This window comes from Vibrio sp. 10N.222.52.C12 (assembly GCF_041474215.1).
Lineage (GTDB): Bacteria > Pseudomonadota > Gammaproteobacteria > Enterobacterales > Vibrionaceae > Vibrio > Vibrio crassostreae_C.
Map to the genome: position 1 here is coordinate 65974 of NZ_JBFRTR010000098.1, position 16509 is coordinate 82482.

At 44.3% G+C, this 16509-nt stretch carries 20 protein-coding genes; 2 read left to right on the plus strand and 18 right to left on the minus strand.

Features of this window, described 5'->3' with window-relative positions:
• Nucleotides 1–94 precede the first annotated feature (94 nt).
• Both AB4623_RS17845 and AB4623_RS17850 read right to left on the minus strand, forming a co-directional pair.
• A complete protein-coding gene (locus tag AB4623_RS17845) occupies nt 95–490 on the minus strand; it encodes a nitrous oxide-stimulated promoter family protein (RefSeq protein WP_017060975.1) in 396 nt (131 codons plus the stop codon).
• 3 nt (nt 491–493) lie between these two features.
• On the minus strand, nt 494–1009 hold the full coding sequence (locus tag AB4623_RS17850; RefSeq protein WP_136978234.1) for a GNAT family N-acetyltransferase: 516 nt from the start codon (nt 1007–1009) through the stop codon (nt 494–496).
• Nucleotides 1010–1106: 97 nt separating this feature from the next.
• Between AB4623_RS17850 and AB4623_RS17855 the strand changes: the two genes are divergently transcribed.
• Nucleotides 1107–1316 (plus strand): DUF2986 domain-containing protein, encoded by a 210-nt coding sequence (locus AB4623_RS17855; protein ID WP_017060973.1) that lies wholly within the window; start codon nt 1107–1109, stop codon nt 1314–1316.
• Between the two features lie 114 nt (nt 1317–1430).
• Here AB4623_RS17855 and AB4623_RS17860 read toward each other — a convergent pair whose 3' ends face one another.
• From AB4623_RS17860 to AB4623_RS17900, 9 genes are all read right to left on the minus strand, one after another.
• On the minus strand, nt 1431–2354 hold the full coding sequence (locus AB4623_RS17860; RefSeq protein WP_372110305.1) for an ABC transporter substrate-binding protein: 924 nt from the start codon (nt 2352–2354) through the stop codon (nt 1431–1433).
• 2 nt (nt 2355–2356) lie between these two features.
• Complete coding sequence (locus tag AB4623_RS17865; RefSeq protein ID WP_372097989.1) at nt 2357–3232, minus strand: metal ABC transporter permease; 876 nt, start codon at nt 3230–3232, stop codon at nt 2357–2359.
• Nucleotides 3232–3966, minus strand: a complete 735-nt coding sequence (locus tag AB4623_RS17870; protein ID WP_372110307.1) for a metal ABC transporter ATP-binding protein — start codon at nt 3964–3966, stop codon at nt 3232–3234. The genes AB4623_RS17865 and AB4623_RS17870 overlap by 1 nt, the downstream gene beginning before the upstream one ends.
• Nucleotides 3966–4901, minus strand: coding sequence for a metal ABC transporter solute-binding protein, Zn/Mn family (locus AB4623_RS17875; protein ID WP_017062541.1), 936 nt, complete (start codon nt 4899–4901; stop codon nt 3966–3968). The genes AB4623_RS17870 and AB4623_RS17875 overlap by 1 nt, the downstream gene beginning before the upstream one ends.
• Nucleotides 4902–4917: 16 nt before the next feature.
• A complete protein-coding gene (locus tag AB4623_RS17880; protein ID WP_372110309.1) occupies nt 4918–5496 on the minus strand; it encodes a DUF6162 family protein in 579 nt (192 codons plus the stop codon).
• Nucleotides 5493–5828: a hypothetical protein gene (locus tag AB4623_RS17885; protein ID WP_017062543.1), complete on the minus strand. Its 336-nt coding sequence runs from the start codon at nt 5826–5828 to the stop codon at nt 5493–5495. The genes AB4623_RS17880 and AB4623_RS17885 overlap by 4 nt, the downstream gene beginning before the upstream one ends.
• Nucleotides 5829–5944: 116 nt before the next feature.
• Entirely contained in the window at nt 5945–6781 is an 837-nt protein-coding gene (locus tag AB4623_RS17890; protein WP_102387602.1) for a DUF4198 domain-containing protein, read from the minus strand.
• A gap of 100 nt (nt 6782–6881) precedes the next feature.
• Complete coding sequence (locus AB4623_RS17895) at nt 6882–7400, minus strand: DUF2271 domain-containing protein (RefSeq protein ID WP_372110311.1); 519 nt, start codon at nt 7398–7400, stop codon at nt 6882–6884.
• An 84-nt stretch (nt 7401–7484) separates the two neighbouring features.
• Nucleotides 7485–8114, minus strand: coding sequence for a PepSY-associated TM helix domain-containing protein (locus AB4623_RS17900; protein ID WP_372099392.1), 630 nt, complete (start codon nt 8112–8114; stop codon nt 7485–7487).
• Nucleotides 8115–8457: 343 nt separating this feature from the next.
• On the opposite strand from AB4623_RS17900, the gene AB4623_RS17905 reads away from it, so the two are divergent.
• Nucleotides 8458–8778 carry a hypothetical protein gene (locus AB4623_RS17905; RefSeq protein ID WP_017067850.1) on the plus strand — a complete coding sequence of 107 codons (321 nt, stop codon included), beginning with the start codon at nt 8458–8460 and terminating at the stop codon, nt 8776–8778.
• A 129-nt stretch (nt 8779–8907) separates the two neighbouring features.
• On the opposite strand, the gene AB4623_RS17910 is transcribed toward AB4623_RS17905, so the two are convergent.
• The 7 genes from AB4623_RS17910 to AB4623_RS17940 form a co-directional block, all read right to left on the minus strand.
• A complete protein-coding gene (locus AB4623_RS17910; protein ID WP_032547615.1) occupies nt 8908–10086 on the minus strand; it encodes a lipopolysaccharide assembly protein LapB in 1179 nt (392 codons plus the stop codon).
• Nucleotides 10083–10703 carry an energy transducer TonB gene (locus AB4623_RS17915; RefSeq protein WP_102428350.1) on the minus strand — a complete coding sequence of 207 codons (621 nt, stop codon included), beginning with the start codon at nt 10701–10703 and terminating at the stop codon, nt 10083–10085. Before AB4623_RS17915 ends, AB4623_RS17910 begins: the two co-directional genes overlap by 4 nt.
• A 19-nt stretch (nt 10704–10722) precedes the next feature.
• Nucleotides 10723–11127, minus strand: a complete 405-nt coding sequence (locus AB4623_RS17920; protein WP_004739212.1) for a biopolymer transporter ExbD — start codon at nt 11125–11127, stop codon at nt 10723–10725.
• Nucleotides 11124–11684, minus strand: coding sequence for a MotA/TolQ/ExbB proton channel family protein (locus AB4623_RS17925; protein WP_010429842.1), 561 nt, complete (start codon nt 11682–11684; stop codon nt 11124–11126). The genes AB4623_RS17920 and AB4623_RS17925 overlap by 4 nt, the downstream gene beginning before the upstream one ends.
• The gene (locus tag AB4623_RS17930) at nt 11684–13060 is read right to left on the minus strand and encodes a MotA/TolQ/ExbB proton channel family protein (RefSeq protein WP_372147077.1); all 1377 of its coding nucleotides are present in this window, start codon (nt 13058–13060) and stop codon (nt 11684–11686) included. The genes AB4623_RS17925 and AB4623_RS17930 overlap by 1 nt, the downstream gene beginning before the upstream one ends.
• Nucleotides 13060–13827, minus strand: a complete 768-nt coding sequence (locus tag AB4623_RS17935) for a DUF3450 domain-containing protein (protein ID WP_017062550.1) — start codon at nt 13825–13827, stop codon at nt 13060–13062. Before AB4623_RS17935 ends, AB4623_RS17930 begins: the two co-directional genes overlap by 1 nt.
• A gap of 193 nt (nt 13828–14020) precedes the next feature.
• On the minus strand, nt 14021–16117 hold the full coding sequence (locus tag AB4623_RS17940) for a TonB-dependent siderophore receptor (protein WP_372135587.1): 2097 nt from the start codon (nt 16115–16117) through the stop codon (nt 14021–14023).
• Nucleotides 16118–16509 lie beyond the last annotated feature (392 nt).

Sequence of the window (16509 nt, forward strand, 5' to 3'; positions counted from 1 at the left end):
GCTATATTCAAACTTAGATAAAACGTATCTACATAAAAAAGGTCTGAGAAATCAGACCTTTTGCATTTCTTTAGAAATTACTTTAAAGCGCCACTTACTTCTTGTTCATTCGGATATGGCGGTTCGACACATTCGGCAACGGCTTTTCAGGCACTTTCCGTTTCTCATGAATCAGATGTCGAATCGCTAATATCGGATGCTTAAGTAGCATTCTTGGCCCGGCATAGCGCATCACCAATCGCATTTGCTCTTTCGGGTCTGGTTTATAGCAATGAATCGGACACTTATTACAGGTCGGTTTTGCTTCGCCATAAGGACATCTATCCAGTCGTGTTTCGGCGTAACGCAACAGTTGCTCACACTCCTCACATAACGCGTTATTCTGACGAACTTCACCGTGGTGATCTTTGCAATAGATGTGCACCATCGCAATAACGGTTTTGTACTCCGTTGCGAGCTCACCTTGTAGAATATTGTTATGTTGGAACATGTTTTAATTACCTAATGAGAAACCGTACAGGTTGAGATTAACGCTTTCGCTTATCACATCTTCAACTCGCTCGAACACAAAGCCTAACTTAGTCAGTAGTGTGATACTTCGAATGTTATCAGAGGTAGTGATGGCAACTAAATGATCGATATCAGCATTCTGCTTAGCTTGTTCAATTATCGCCTCCGCGGCTTCTTGGGCAAAGCCTTGACCATAAAACTCAGGAGCAAACCCGTAGCCAATATCATGCGACGCTAAGGTGTCTCTTTTTATTAATCCGCAGATACCAATTGGCGTTGAAGTTTCTTTGATTTCAACCATCAACAAACAGACACCCTTCTCTTCATGCATCTTAAGAATGTTGTTTTCAATGTACTCGACAGCCTTTTCAGTGTTGTTGATTTCCTTATCACCAATGTAACGCAGGAAATCTTCTGAGCTGTATAGTCGTTGAATAAACGCCGCATCTTGAGGTGTGATCATTCTTAATCTTAAACGTTCGGTCTCGACTGACTGCATAGTGATATTTTCCTTGCTGAATACCATGTAAATATTGAGTTCTAGAGCTAAAATGATTATCCTCCACCGCCTAAACTAAATACAAGGCTATGCAGCAATGAACCGTAAGAAAAAAATCAATCAAATTCTAAAAAAGAAGCAGAAACAGGCGAATTCTAAACTGCATAGTAGCAACAAGCCTCGCTACATCTCTAAAGCTGACCGTGCAAAAATGGAAGCTGAAGAACAAGCGAAAGCAGCTCAAGAGCAAGCTGAAGGTTCAGTAGAAGCAACTGTTGAAGCTGAAGAGACAAAAGCTGCAGAGTAAGTTTATACTCGCAGTCCTCTTGTCTGACACTCTTTTCAGAGCCAACAGACAAGAACAAAAAAGCAGCCTCAAATTGGGCTGCTTTTTTGATCCTACCATTTTTAATCGCGCTGGTTAGCCTTTGAATGGCTGCACTTCCCAACGGGCAAACGGTGCTTTTGCGTTGATTCCCGCTCTGCCCCAACGATCAACAGAATCCACTACCAAGATACGCTCATTCGGTACCAATGATTTAATCAAGTTGCTTGGCTTTTTCGCTGTAACTAACCATAGAGCATCATCTTCCGAAAACATCTCTTTAAGCTTGGCTTTGTCCTGCTCTGTCCATTCCAGTTCAGCTTTGAATATACGCTCTTCAACAAACAGTTGACTACCTGAAGCGAAATCTTCCAAACTTTCTGAAAGCAACAATACTGAATCTACGTCATTGTCGAGCAATACTGCTTGCTGCTTGTTGATCAGTTCACGAACATCCAACATCACACGTTGTAAGTTGCTATCAATCGTTTCAGCTTGCGCAGGCCACAACAACTTAAAGTCGTCAGCCACAATCGCCGCCATACGTGTTAAGTTGGTCGGGTTTAACCATGCGTATTTAGACACATCACCATTCGACAATGTAAGCGCAGCAACGCCTTGTGCACGCGGTGTAATCGCTTGAGCGGCATCAACCTCAACTAAACGGATATTGCTTTGTCTTGCGTATACAAACGTAGGGTCGGCTTGCCAGATCGATGACAACGTTACCGCAACGGTCGCCTTTTCACCCGATTGAAGCACTTTACTCGCACCCTTGGTACCAAACCAATTCGGCAGACGGTCAATACCGTAGCGCTTAGGTGGTAGATATTCGGTCGTAATGTCCGTGCCTTTGGTTAGCTCTGTCGCCAATGCATAAGTCACAGGTGTACTGGTTAGGATGTCTTCTGCATTCACGTTCAGTGACATCACAGAACCAGCCATTAATACACTACCAAGTACACTCACTTGAGCCGTTGCTTTTACTGAGCTAGCGATACGATTCATTAAACAAGTCATGATTACGCCTTTCTTACAATTCGGTATAGCGTTGCTGCTAGGAAAAACGTTGCAGAAACGATGATGATTGAAGCGCCCGATGGCACTGGCAGTTTGAGTTCCATAGGCAACACGGTTCCAACCAAACATGCGATGGTTGCGAGTAATGCCGACAAGAGAACAAAGCTCCCCATACGTTTAGTTAACAATCGAGCGGTCGCACCTGGAATCAACAATAACGCACCCACTAGAACTGCACCTACGATCTTCACGGCCGCAATTGTCACTAAGGTGATCATCATGACAAACAAGTAATCGTAAAAGCTGGTGTTGTAACCACGAACCTTAGCTATATCAGGGCTGATACAAGTCAGGAGAATGCGGTTGAATGTCGGTATCAAGAGCAAGATGATGATCGCGCAACTACCTGCGAGAATCGCTAAGTCTTGGTCTGTTACCGTAAGAATCGAGCCAAACAGTACGTTTTCAAGCATGTGGATATTGATCTTACGAGCAACATACATCAGTAACGCCGCACCCACAGCCAACGCTAGCGCAAGGAAAACACCCACTAAGGTATCGTATGGAACGTTGGTCCTGTTTCTTACAAAGTGAAGAAGCAGCGCGAAGATCATACAGAAGCTAAACAGACCAATAATTGGGTTTTCTGGTGGCTCGCCAAGCAAAACACCAATAGCGATACCGGTTAACGCTGCATGGCCGACGGCTTCTGAGAAGAAAGCCAAACGCTTAGCAATCACCAAAGTACCCAGGCCACCTAGTAACGGGCCCAGTAACAATGCAGCAACCAGTGCATTGACCATGAACGCATACATGAAGCTGCCAGATAACCAACCCGCTTCAACACCACTTACGGCAAGTTGTCGTAGCCAATCCATTACGCAACCTCCTTCGGTTTGTTCATCGCAGCACCACTGCTGTAATGCTGGAATAAGCTTTCAATCTTACTTGGATGTAGTACCTGTTCGTGTGGACCACTATCAACCAAGAATCGATTCACAACATGTACATTGGCTTCAAGGCGACGTACTGCGGTTACATCGTGGTGAACCGCAAGGATCGTGCGACCCTCGTCAACACATTCACGAATCAGCGATTCAAGATAACGAACGCCCTGTTCATCCATACCGGTCGTTGGTTCATCCAACACCAATAGACTTGGGTTATCCAATAGCGCTTGAGCAAACAACACACGTTGCTGCTCACCACCCGACAACTGTCCCATACGGCGATCGCTACGTGTCGCCATACCCACTCGATCCAATTGCGCGAGTGCAAGATCCAATTGCTTAGACTTACGACGCCAAAATAGCGGAATTCGAGTTTGGTTAAGCAACACGAAATCCATGACCGTCAAAGGCAAGCTCGATTCGAAGGTCGCTTTTTGTGGAACATAACCGATACTTGGCTTTTCTGGCCAATGAATATTGATTTGCCCAGAGAAAGGCGTCAAACCAAGAACAGAGCGTAGCAGAGAGGTTTTACCACCGCCGTTTGGCCCCATGATTACATGGCACTCGCCCGCCTTAAGTTCGAGCGAGATATCATCAAGAATTACGTTGTTATCGTATTGCAGACCGAGTTTATTAATTGAGATTGATGGACCTAACATTATGCGTTCCCGCTTTTAGCTTGGTTCGCCGCCGCAAATTTCATGGCTTCGATTAACGTCTCTAGGTTCTTCTTCATCTCAACTTCGACTTTATCGTCTTCATATTCACCGTGCGTCATGTGAGAAAAACGATAAAGCTGAACGCCTGTTTCCGCTTCAATTGTGTCAACAAAACGGTTTGGCATGTTTAACTCGTAAAACAGAACATCAATGCCTGATGCGCGGATCTTCTCGATCGTCTCTTGCAGTTGACTAGCACTTGGTTCAACACCGTGTGCAGGCTCGATTACTGCCGCAACATCCACACCAAACTCTTGAAGGATGTAGCCATAAGCATTATGTGTAGTCGCGACCTTCATACCTGAAGTATCTAACTCACCTAATGACAACATCGCATCGCGCTTCATAAAGCGAAATTGCTTTGCGTATTTACGTGCATTCTTACGATAAAAAGCCGCGTTGTCAGGGTCGAGCTTAGAGACCTCACTCGCGATGGTGTAAACCTTTTGAATTGTTGTCGAAAGCCCAACAAAGGTATGTGGGTTAACGGCACCTTGACCAACAGACTGACCAAGAGCAGGAAGTAGAGGCACTTCTTTGTTTGCTTCGATCACGACTAGGTCATCACGTTGCGCGGCTGAAATCACTTTAAGCGCGAAGTCATCGTGACCAATACCGTTTACCACGATGGCGTCCATCTGGCTCAATCTCTTCAAGTCGTTCGGTTGTGGCAAGTAGTTATGCGGATTAAAGCCGGCATCAACCAAAGGAAGGATGTTCACTTTGTCGCCTACTACTGCTTTTACGTAGCTGTAGTAAGGTTGAAGCGTGATACCAATCGTCAGCTTGTTGCTGTCGATCTTATATTCTTTTGCCAATGCATTGGGTGCCATGAACACCGCTAATAACGACATGAACAGAGTCATAATTCGCATAGTAATTCTCTTATTATTAGTGAGCATCGCTTTCATGATGCTGTTCAATTTCTGATTCGTTCACGACCATTTTCCAACCCGTAGACTCTAGCGTGTGTTGGTCAAAAGTAGCGGGCTGTTTCGCTACACCGCCCAAGAAGATCCAGATTTCAGGAGAAACGCTGTTCGCATTTAAAATAAAGGAATCCGCAAAACCATGATCGGTAGGCGTAGCTTGTTCACTTGGAGTAGAAAAGTAATAACCACGCTCGTCCAGTACCCAAGCATGAGAACCTTTGCGCTTCCAACTCTGATCTTCTACAAACGGGGCAACCCATTCATCTTTAAGTGATGCAACACTCGGCCATTCACCATCTGAGTCCATGCGCAGGTCACGGATTTCTTCATGCGCTAAACGCAGCTCTGATAGCATCGCCAAGTTTTCTTGTTCAACATCAGTCACTAGAATTTGATGATCAAGCACTGCTTTAACGTGGGATTCAGCCTGATTAAATGGGATTGCGACAGTTGCAAAGCAAAGGATGAACACAATGATCAGTCCTACCCATTTGCCCTCTCTGCCGCCCGTATCAGCACGTACGCTTTGAATCATCATTTTTCACTGATCTCTACAACATCAACTTCAACTGGAAACTCATGACCTGAATCGAACACAAGGTAGAACTCAGTGTCAGGATGTGGGAATTCAACGATAGAACGTTTATCTGTCATCTCTTTTGCAATCAAGTTGTCTTCGTAATCGTACATCTCAACTGCGTAATCAATCGCTTTGCTGCCATCCGAATAACCCGCTTCACAAGCAACAGTCTTACCTTCAAACCAGCAGCTCATCAGTGGAAAGTGTGCTTGCGCAGGTAATGCAGCGAAACCAAGTCCCAATGCTAAGCAAGGAGTCATTAAAGCGTTAAGTTTTGTTTTTATTGTCATGGTTCGTACCCTAGCCACAGTGCAAATTCTCAGAAGTAAACTGAGCGATAAAGGGCTCAAATGAGCCCTTAAGTTTTTTTGATTCTTAATCAGGGATCTAGCCCCGATATCACAGACTATTGAAGCAGCGCTTCGAACGTTAGGTGAACGTTCGCGCTTGCTTTGTCTGCCAGTGGGTTGTCAATCAACTCACCTTTGTAGTTCGCTTTCATTACGTAACGACCTGCTACGTCTGGAGTAAACGTGATTTCACCGTTCTCATCACTCACCACATCAATCTGCTCTTGGTGGTTGCGGTAAAGCGTACCTTCACGAGTAATCTCCGCTTTCACGTCTTTCTGGATTTCACCGTTGTAGAAGAACTGGAATGTCACAGGTTCGCCTTCAACGATATCTGAAGGGTGTGTCACAGGCTTCATTTCTAGAAGCTTGCCTTCAATTTTGAACACTGAATCCGTTGGCTTACCTACCGTGATGTAGCTTTCTGCACGAGTGAAGCTGATCTGCGTTACCACGTCACGTGATTTTTCAGGCAGAACTGAGTCACGCTCAGCCTTGTTCGCTTTAATCCACTTCACGGTATCACGACGGCCAGCTTTGTATTGCGTGTAGTAAGAAGGCTCGTTGTTAATCGCAACTTTGTGCGTACCTTCTTCTTCAAAATAGAAATCGAAGATTGAACGACGCTTCCCGCGAATAACAAAGTTAGGACGCTCGCTGCGACCATCAGGCATGATGACATGAGCATTTTCGCTACCAGCAGGCTTATCAAAAACAAACGTACCATGAGACGCAGTAACGTCGAACGTTAGCCAATCACCACCTTCTTTAGATACAGTGAAGTGAGATGGCAAAATCCAACGTGGGTGAGCTTGTGCCGTTGTCGTTGCTGCTAGGCCGAATGCCATCACACCCGCTAGAGCAAGTGCTTTGATTTTTGTCTGTTTCATCATGTTCAATTCCATTATTTATAATTGTTAGCCGTGTCGCTCTATCTGAGCCTACGATGACGACTGTCTATTCTGTTCAGCTTGGTTTTACTGTTCGCACTTACTATTTAGCGATGTAGTTCAGGGTGATTTCACCCGTCTCTTCCGTTGCTTTTAATTCGTAAGATACGTTTGAATCTGTGAGTGATACTTTTTGGCGAAGGTAGTTACGGCCACCATGTTCACGAACCACTTCGATATGAACCGTGTACTCGCCTTGTTCTAGTGCTTGGCCATCATCACTCTTACCATCCCAAGCGAAACGGTACTTGCCAGCTGGACGCGTTGCGGATGTCACAGCGTCAACAAGAACACGATCGTAACGGCCAACCTTTCTCCACCAGCTGCGTAGATCTTTCAGCCATTCATCTTTACCGACCCAAAGTTCAATGGTTTTCACTGACTTTCGTTCGCTGTTCTCTACCCACACCGCCACATAGGGACGCGCATACATAGAGGTATCAATCTTTGGAAGCTCGAAGCTCACATCAAGTTTTGCCGTATCAGGAATCGCTTGTGCCATACCTAGGCTTGGCAAAAGAGATAAAGCAAGAAGCGCCTTGCTCCAGTTCATTTTTTTCATGTTTAACAACCTTTTAAATCCGTTTAACCTTTAATTCGTTCTTCAAGCTGATTCATCAACCCACTTCATCAAGCTAATTAAGGGTTAAGGTACGGCGACAAAATAGATAGCAAGTGAGATTGCAGACCCAAACACCGTCCATTTAATGGAGGTATTGAGTGTTTTTTTCTTAGGTAACAGTAAGCACACGCCAGTAAGCACAAAGAAGATCATCAGTAGCGCAGTGATATCGATAAACCATTTCCATACTTCACCGCTGTTACGACCTTTATGCAGATCGTTCAACAATGCGATAACGCCGTAATTCGTGGTTTCGACTTCTACAAATTCAGACGTAACGTCAACAAACACGGAAGCGTTGTAGCCCGGTCCTTTGAAGTCCATAGACACTTCACCGATGAGCAACTCACCGTCTTCGATCTCTGCGTAGATGTCCAAACCTGAAGGAACGCCGGAGAGGTTAGCTTCTTCAAACAGAAACGTTTCAAAGGCTGTCTCGTCAGCTTTTAAACGGCCGTCTTGGATCGTAAATAAACTAGTAGGAAGCGTTAGCGTAGAGCGTTGGATATTGGGTTGGCTTGATTCAAATAACTCAGGTCGGTTAAGGGTTATACCTGTCACTGAGAAGAAAAGAACCACGAACAGAAGAGCCATAGAAATATAAACATGAAGTCGACGAGACCATGACTGAACCGCCCTACTTTTTAACGACATACAAACCAATACCTATAAATTTTATGGCGACAATTTAGTTGATAATCATTCGTATTGGCATTCAATTTACATTGTTTACGTTTGCCGAGCGGCGTAAGAAAATTTACATAACATTACATGGGAAGTAATCGAACTGTATGCATATTCTTGCTAACGTGTACTAAAGGGATTTGATTCGTTTTATTAGAGGTTATTGATAACAGGGTCAAAGCTCAAAAAAGCTCAATCTCAACATGCTTGATTGAGATGGGTTTAAGGTAACAGTCGTAGCTTTAAGGATAGAAAGTTGGGACTATTTGATCACTGGTTTGATGATAGCTAATGAAGCTTAAAAGGATTTGAAATGCGTATTTTTGTTTTGGCTTTTGCTGCGCTAGTGACGGCGTGCACTAGCCAAATAATCAGCACGGAAGAACATATTCAAGAATACATCGGTTCAGACATAACCGATGTACAAGAACGTTATCTCACCGAACGGTCACGCCCTATCAGTTTTTGGGCGTCTCGAAACTATGCTTGGATTGAAACCAAGAAACCGTTAGACAATGGTTATACAGTACACGCATTCAAAAACCCTTATCGTGACTGCACCATTAATTGGGTTGCTGATACCAGCGGCGTGATTCAAAGTGCTACGTCCAGCGGCACGATGTGCGAGCCTTAACTGCCGCATTGGAACGATAAAGTTCAAAAAGCTTTAACCGCCAAAATTAAAAAGGGTGTCATTTGAACCATCAAATGACACCCTTTTCTCTATATTACTTTCTCTTGTCTTCTGTATTGCTATCAGAGGTTAGACGTTGCCGTTATCACTCACTGTTCTTAGCTGAGTCAGATATTTAATCCAACCTTTTGCCTCAGAAGAAGGCTCAATGTTGTTCGCACGTTTCGCTTGAGCAAGAGCATTATCAAGATTCTTTAGCTTGTACCATGAACGTACTTTCGCTAAAGCAACATCAGCTTGCTTGTTCTTGTCTTTCACTTTATCCAAAACAACCAGAGCACGATCGTAGTAACCTTGCTGAACCAGTAATTGAGCCACATTCCAATGATATTGCGTGTCCTTTTTAGACGCTAACGTCCATACTTCAATAGCACTGTCCCACTCTTTCGCTAACTGCCAGTAGGTTGCTTGCTCAGCCAGGAGTTGAACATCGCTGTTCGCATCATCTAACTTAGCGATCTCTTGTGCTGCACGCTCTGGAATACCACGTTTCGCGTAAAGCTGCGCTAACAAGCGGCGATCTGAGTTCTTCAGCTCAACACCTTGTAGATCAGCCAACGCTAGTGTGTTCAATGCATCGCGGTTACGCTCTAGTCTTAACTGAATACCCACAAGTTGACGCCACCAGTTGTCTTTTTCTGGCTGAAGTTCAATCAGGCTTTCCAGTGTTGGAATAGATTGCTTCCATTGCTTTAACTGTAGTTGTGCACCCAATTTTAGCGAAAGAGGCGACAGTTCTGATTTCGCATTGAACTTGTCGCGATTACCAATAGCAACCAGTACTTTTGACCAGTTTTCGATTTGGTATTCCGCTTGTGCAATTCGCATCCAAAGCACGTCTTTCTTTTCTGCCTCTGGCGCTGTTTTTACTAACTCGTAGTAATGTGGAAGCGCGTTTTTGAACTGTTGATCGTTTAATAACAGATCCGCAAGCATACGCTTCGTTATCCAAGCTTGTTCATCCACCAGCAAATTGGTATCGACGGCGTATGTAAGCTGCTTAATCGCCTTATCGGTTTTGCCATCTTGCCAGTAAAAAACACCTAGCATACGAGCTACGTACGCTTTGTCGTAGCCCTTAGAAAGCTCTAAACCTGCTAGTACGTCAATGGCCTGTTTAACCTGTTCATCTTGAGCAAGCTTATGCGCCTTTTGAACACGAATAGCAGTATATTGGGTTAGCTCTTGTGCCTGTGTTGTAAGGGGCATTAACAACAAGCCCACTAATATCCATATATGTTTCATCATTTTGCCAACTTAAACTCTAGTTTCACGGTTTGACCAACCTGAGCTATCGCTTTTCCATCGACGACTTTCGGTTGATATTTCCATTTTTTAAGTGCTCTCATCGCTTCACGTTCAAACATACGACGTGGGTTTGCGTCAGTGACTTGAATGTCAATTGGACGTCCCGTTTCATCGATAGTAAAAGACATAATCACATGGCCTTCAGCTCCACGCTTAAGCGCTTTCGCTGGATAACGAGGCTCTACTCGATACAAAGGCATTGCTTGTTGGTTTGACCCAAAATCAGAGAATGTCGGTGCGTTAATCGCTAAGCCATCAATGGATGTGTTCAAATCCAATGAAGGCAAAGAAGACATCGAATTCAGAGGCGTAACTTCAGCTTGTGACTGAGACGTTTGCGCTTCCGGTGGCGGCTCTGGCATTTCTGGTTTTTCAGGGACTGCGCGTTGTCTTCTTTGAACTTCTTGTTCTTGTTCCACCATTACCATGTTGAAAATTAACGTCTCGCTATCGTCTGGTGAACGTTGGTGGCCATTATCGACCATCCAAGCCATGAAAGAAAACAGCGCTAAGCCCAACGCGCCCGCTAGCGGTAAAGCAAGAAATAGGCGAATCATTTATGAAGATCCTCCAAGATCATCGCTTATCAGCAGCAAGCGCAATGTTTTTAACACCTGCACCTTTCGCGGCATCCATCACTTTAACAACAGTACCGTTGTAAGCGTGTTCATCCGCTTGAATAACCAAAGAAGCATCAGGTTGTTCTAGCAACAAGTGCTCTAACGTCGCTTGGACACGTTCAACATCTACGACACGCTTGTCGATGAAAATGTCGTTTGCAGAAGTAATCGCAACAAAGATGCCTGCATCCTTTTGGCTTACTACGTTAGAAGCTTGTGGGCGATTGACTTCCACCCCTGACTCACGAACAAATGAACTGGTCACAATAAAGAAAATAAGCATGATAAAGACAATATCAAGCATCGAAGTAAGGTCTATTTGAGCCTCTTCGTTTTTAGAATGACGTCGACCGAGTCTCATCGTTGACTCCTTAAAGATTTTTCTAATTTCAATTCTAAGCGGTTACATACTTTCGCTAAGCGAGCGTGAACGAACATGCCCGCTAACGCTGCAACCATGCCTGCCATGGTTGGCAGTGTTGCTAACGAGATACCTGAAGCCATCAATTTAGGGTCACTGCTGCCTTGTGTCGCCATAACATCAAAAACAGAGATCATACCGGTTACAGTGCCTAGCAAGCCCAACATCGGGCAAATAGCGACTAACAGCTTAATAAAATTCAAGTTTTGGTTAAGCAAGATACTCGCTTGCCCTAACCAACCTTCACGAATGGCTTTGGCATGCCAAGAAGAGTGATCTTCTCTTTCATGCCATTTCGCTATCCAAGCTTGGCGTTGCTTAGGAAAGTAGAACGCAAGATAAAGCACACGTTCTACCACAAGCACCCAATACACTAGGACGACAGCCGCTAGCCACCACAGGACGAAACCGCCCTGCTCCATAAAGCTTGATAAAGACAGCAGCCAGTCACTCGTTAACCAACTCGCTGGTAATAGAGAACCCGACAAAATATCCATTACGCAGCAGTCCCAACTGGTGAAACAACAGCGTTTGATTCAAAGGTCTTTTCAGCCTGCTCAGCAACAAGACCAATACCTTGCTTCTCAAGAATATTGCGAATGTTTTCTGCTTGAGTGCTAAGAATGTTGTGTGCCAGTAGAAGAGGCATTGCCGCAACCAGACCAAGTACCGTAGTTACAAGCGCCATCGAGATACCACCCGCCATAACTTTAGGGTCGCCATTACCAAACTGAGTGATCACTTGGAATGTTTCGATCATGCCGGTTACTGTACCTAAAAGGCCCAACATTGGTGCTAGTGCCGCCAATAGCTTAAGCATCGATAGACCTTTCTCTAGGTGAGTCTGCTCATCAACTACCGCTTCTAAAAGTCGCAACTCTAACGCTTCAACCGTTTGGTTTTGTTCCTTGTTGTACATCGCAAGAACACGACCTAGTGGGTTATCACCCGCTTGCTCAGGGTTCTTAAGTTGCGCGCGAATTTTCTGGCGTGCGATAGCAAGAGAGACACCACGAACTAATGCGATGATTAGACCAATAGCTAGTAGGCCAAGAATCACTTTACCAACCACACCACCCGCTTGTAGACGGTCAGTTAAACTTGGCGTAAGTGCTAATTGCTCTAGCATAAACCCGCGAGAAGGATCGACAACCACGTTAGATACTTCACCATTCGCTAACGAAGAAAGTGACGCTAACGTTGGACCATTTTGTGGTTGCTTAAGGTAAGCGATCGCATCTTCACGCTGAGTGTTCCAGCTAACATAGCCTTGCTCTGTCACAAGACCAATCGAACCTAGTCGGTAAGCGTCAACCTTGTTTGTATTGCCTTCACCATTAATGAATGCAATTTGAGATTTGCTAAGCTCAGAACTCGCTTGGATCTGTTCAACCATGCTCATCCACAAACCGGTCAGCTGTGGCATTGAAGGCAGTGATTTAGCATCAATGATTTGATCAACAGTTGCAGTGTGTTCAGCACGATCAACACTATTCACGGTTGAGCTAAGCTCTGCGCCGAGTTCTTTTGCGTTTTGACGAACGACACCGAACAGCTCGCCTAAGCTACCGGTTTCTAAACGCAGCTTCTCTTCTAAGCGAGCAAGCTTGTTTTCGTTATCACTGAACGTTTGAGTCAGAACATCTGTCGCACCTTGGATAGACGTACGCTTCGCTTCAAGCTGAGCTTTGATCGCTTTCAGTTCTTGTTCTGTCTTTTTGAAATCAGCTTCACGCACTACGTTGTGAGAAGCTTGAGTTCGACTCTCTGATTTTGCTTTATTAACTAGCTGAGCCGTCGTATCTGATGCAGAGAAAGCTGAAAATGAAAGTGATGTAATGCAAAGCAATGCTGCTAATGGCTTTAAGTTCATTACTTAACCTCCGCAACAGTTAAAGAAACAGGTAAAGTAATTAGGCTTGGCGCCGCTTGTTGGCTTGCAATGTCGTAAGCTTTATCTAGCTCAGATTTCATTGAAGAATCTAGCTCTTGCCACTGATTTTGTGTTTGATTCCAAGACCAATATTGGCTGCCATTTAGGTTACGAGCCACCAAAGAGATACGACCTAGGTGCAACACGTCAGCTTCAATCGTTCTGTCGTTGCTCAATGCAACGCGGCCTTGGTAAGCACCGAGCTTGATGCCGTAGTCCATCTCGATTTGGTAAGCTTCCAGGATACGACGATACTTCTCAGCATCACTCACATCAGCACGAGTCATCATTGCTTGTAGCTTTTCTACTCTTTCTAGACGCTGTTCTTTCTTAATCGGCACGTCTTTCTCTACCAACTGTTCAAGACCATCGATCATTTGATACATCAATGGCACAACACCTTGGCGTGTGTATTTGATTTCTTCGATCTGCTCTTCAATGCTTTGAGCTTCTTGGTTTTGGCTCTCAACTAATGCAGCAAGGTGATCGTGATAGATTTCTAGGTTTTTAACTTCTTCTTGCAGACGCTCAATCTCAGCTTGCAGCATTAAAGTCGCTTGTGAGCTTTTATCAATAACCTTCTGGCTCGAAGCCGACGCGTTATTGGTCTTGTTTTGAATTGATTGAGCTTGATCCAAGCTGTTTGCCATAGAAGACGTTGCAACCAAACTGATGGCAAGCGCTAGGCTAGTTTTTAAAAGATTCATAATTGTAGTCATTTACTATAGAAGAAGGTCAAATACATTTTATTGATAAATACTATTATTGATAAGCACTCTCATTATCATTAAAAGTCACTCGCATTACTAGGGATATTTTACTGAATAGCAGAATCACGAAAGGAGAAAGCCGAAACTTTCCCCTTAGTATTTAGGCTAACAATAGTACCCTACTAACAAATTAGTATTTTACCTGTAAAGTCGCCATGTAGTTACGGCCTTCGCCGATTACTACGTCTTCAGCAAATTGGTGGTTTGAAGATGTTGAACCGCCACCCGCTAGGTATTCTTTATCAAATACGTTCTCGACTGTTAGACGCGCTACGAAATCAAGAGAATCGTCGTACTTAAGCGTGTATGCTGCACCCATATCGACACGTGCGTAGCCGTCTTTCTTGAATGTGTTCGCGCTATCGCCGTAACGAGAACCTTCGTAGATAAGACCCAGGTTCACATCAACTTCGTTTGTTGCTGCATAGGTAGACCAAACGCTTGCTGCAAACTCAGGTACGTCTACTGGACGGTTACCTTCATATGTTTCATGGTTCGTGATTTCAGCATCTAAGTACATTGCAGAACCAGACATAGAGAATTTTTCTGAGATAAAGCCTTGCGCTGCTAACTCAGCGCCACGGTGAACTTGTTCGCCACCTTGTGTCTTCGTCCAATCGCCTGATGAAGTGTCTTCTACATCCATTGAGATGTTTTCTTGGGTAATATCAAATACCGCACCAGAAACGAATAGACGTTCGTCCATCAGCTCCCACTTAGTACCGACTTCGTAAGAAACACCCGTCGCGGCATCAAGAAGTTCGCCATCGTTGGTGTAGTTACGGCTACCGCTAGAGACAACACCTTGTGGTTCGAAACTTTCAGAGTAAGAAGCGTAGATACTACCGTTTGATGCTGGGTGGTAAATCAGGCCAAGCTTAGGCGCTACATTTTCTTCTGCTACGCCATCACTTACTTTACGGTCGAAACGAGCACCCGCAAGAACTTGCCATTCATCATTAATAGTAATCAAATCTTGGATGTAGAAGCCCCAAGTATCGTAAGTACTCATCTTACCTAGCGATGTTGGACCCACTGACGGCGCTGGTACTGTTGCATCTGGTGCGTATTCAGCGCTGCTGAAGCGATCCATACCACGGTAATAGCTGTAGCCTAACCAGTTAGCACCGAATAATAGTTGGTGCTCTGTGCCCGCAAGATCAGCGGTTGTTGTTAGATCAACGTAAGCCGTTCTGAAACGCCATTTATCATGACGGTAGTTACCGCCTTGAGTCACGGTGCCCGTACCATCAGGATTCATATTTGAAAAGCTTGGGTAGCTTTCCATATCAATACGTTCGAAATCTTGGTAGTTGAAACCTGTTTTTAATGACCATGTATCAGTCAGGTTAGCAGCAATATCAAAACCAACGTTCTCAACATCATTCTCGATCTGTGACCACTGTGCATCCCAGATGTGCTTGTCGCTACCTACTCGGTTGCCATCTAGCGTGTATAAAGCGCCAGAATCTACGCTACCTTCGTCGTTAGTTTTGTCGTAATGAACAGAAACTGTCACGTCTTCAGTTACATCGTAATCAACGAATACACCACCAACAAAACGTTCTGTTTGTGGTTCAGTTCCGTCACCATAAGTTCTCCAAGAGCCGTAGCTTTCTTTAGATAGAATCGCGCGACCACGTAGAGTTTCAGCGTCGTTCAAAGCGCCACTTACGTCTACCGTTGTACGAGAATGGTCATTAGAACCAATATCTTGGCTAACACTTACTTGCGTATCGTAAGTTGGCTTTTTGCTTACCATGTTGATCAAACCACCTGGTGCAGAAATACCATAAAGAAGACCAGAAGGTCCTTTTAGTACTTCAACACGCTCTAGCAGTTCGATTGGTTGACGGTAGTGAGACCAATGTTGCTGGCCATTTTTAAGGAAGCCCGAAGAGCTTTCTACCGAGAAACCACGTAGAGAGAAACGTTCACGGTTACGGCTTGTACCGCCAGCACTTACACTCGCGTCATTCTTAAGCACGTCACCAAGCGTTGTTGCACGCTGTTCATCGATGATTTGCTCATCGATTACTAAAACTTGTCCCGGAGTCTCTAATTGAGTCGCCTCCATGCGCATTGCTGTTGTGTTCGTGTCGGCTTTATAACCGTAGTCACGACCTTCAACAACCATATGCTCGTCTGTTTTTACTGTTTCTGCCAATACTGCTGGTGAAGCTAATACTGCGCCGATCACTAAAGCTAATGGGCTCTTTGAAAACATGTCCTTTACTCCGCTTTTATTCTTTTAGACGAACACTTTGTTATTTATTCGATGTGTTCGCTGAACCGTTGCCGGTACCACTGAATTATTTCGGGAGTGAATATAAGTGATAACTATTACCATTTGCATTAAATTTACATTCTTTGCATTCGTAAAGTTTTGTAAAGGCCTGTCGGTGAGTCATATTTGAGGAGTTCAACAAAACCATTCAATACAAATAGTTAAGGCTCATGGACGTAAATCGACTGGTTATCTTCACCGAATTTTTTGAAACAACGGTATTTGTTCAGTCAATTGAAGACGTGAAGATTGATAAGAAAATCATCTCTTCTTATTTACTACCTTTGAAACGACAAATTTATGTATAAAACCCTCGATAGATGTAAATTAAT

What these genes read in the sequence shown, in the direction of transcription:
- AB4623_RS17880 (WP_372110309.1), bottom strand. Translation starts at nt 5,496, where the DNA reads ATGATGATTCAAAGCGTACGTGCTGATACGGGCGGCAGAGAGGGCAAA.
- AB4623_RS17940 (WP_372135587.1), bottom strand. Translation starts at nt 16,117, where the DNA reads ATGTTTTCAAAGAGCCCATTAGCTTTAGTGATCGGCGCAGTATTAGCT.
- AB4623_RS17885 (WP_017062543.1), bottom strand. Translation starts at nt 5,828, where the DNA reads ATGACAATAAAAACAAAACTTAACGCTTTAATGACTCCTTGCTTAGCA.
- AB4623_RS17905 (WP_017067850.1), top strand. Translation starts at nt 8,458, where the DNA reads ATGCGTATTTTTGTTTTGGCTTTTGCTGCGCTAGTGACGGCGTGCACT.
- AB4623_RS17925 (WP_010429842.1), bottom strand. Translation starts at nt 11,684, where the DNA reads ATGGATATTTTGTCGGGTTCTCTATTACCAGCGAGTTGGTTAACGAGT.
- AB4623_RS17865 (WP_372097989.1), bottom strand. Translation starts at nt 3,232, where the DNA reads ATGGATTGGCTACGACAACTTGCCGTAAGTGGTGTTGAAGCGGGTTGG.
- AB4623_RS17900 (WP_372099392.1), bottom strand. Translation starts at nt 8,114, where the DNA reads ATGTCGTTAAAAAGTAGGGCGGTTCAGTCATGGTCTCGTCGACTTCAT.
- AB4623_RS17870 (WP_372110307.1), bottom strand. Translation starts at nt 3,966, where the DNA reads ATGTTAGGTCCATCAATCTCAATTAATAAACTCGGTCTGCAATACGAT.
- AB4623_RS17935 (WP_017062550.1), bottom strand. Translation starts at nt 13,827, where the DNA reads ATGAATCTTTTAAAAACTAGCCTAGCGCTTGCCATCAGTTTGGTTGCA.
- AB4623_RS17915 (WP_102428350.1), bottom strand. Translation starts at nt 10,703, where the DNA reads ATGATTCGCCTATTTCTTGCTTTACCGCTAGCGGGCGCGTTGGGCTTA.
- AB4623_RS17875 (WP_017062541.1), bottom strand. Translation starts at nt 4,901, where the DNA reads ATGCGAATTATGACTCTGTTCATGTCGTTATTAGCGGTGTTCATGGCA.
- AB4623_RS17845 (WP_017060975.1), bottom strand. Translation starts at nt 490, where the DNA reads ATGTTCCAACATAACAATATTCTACAAGGTGAGCTCGCAACGGAGTAC.
- AB4623_RS17895 (WP_372110311.1), bottom strand. Translation starts at nt 7,400, where the DNA reads ATGAAAAAAATGAACTGGAGCAAGGCGCTTCTTGCTTTATCTCTTTTG.
- AB4623_RS17920 (WP_004739212.1), bottom strand. Translation starts at nt 11,127, where the DNA reads ATGAGACTCGGTCGACGTCATTCTAAAAACGAAGAGGCTCAAATAGAC.
- AB4623_RS17860 (WP_372110305.1), bottom strand. Translation starts at nt 2,354, where the DNA reads ATGACTTGTTTAATGAATCGTATCGCTAGCTCAGTAAAAGCAACGGCT.
- AB4623_RS17930 (WP_372147077.1), bottom strand. Translation starts at nt 13,060, where the DNA reads ATGAACTTAAAGCCATTAGCAGCATTGCTTTGCATTACATCACTTTCA.
- AB4623_RS17850 (WP_136978234.1), bottom strand. Translation starts at nt 1,009, where the DNA reads ATGCAGTCAGTCGAGACCGAACGTTTAAGATTAAGAATGATCACACCT.
- AB4623_RS17910 (WP_032547615.1), bottom strand. Translation starts at nt 10,086, where the DNA reads ATGATGAAACATATATGGATATTAGTGGGCTTGTTGTTAATGCCCCTT.
- AB4623_RS17890 (WP_102387602.1), bottom strand. Translation starts at nt 6,781, where the DNA reads ATGATGAAACAGACAAAAATCAAAGCACTTGCTCTAGCGGGTGTGATG.
- AB4623_RS17855 (WP_017060973.1), top strand. Translation starts at nt 1,107, where the DNA reads ATGAACCGTAAGAAAAAAATCAATCAAATTCTAAAAAAGAAGCAGAAA.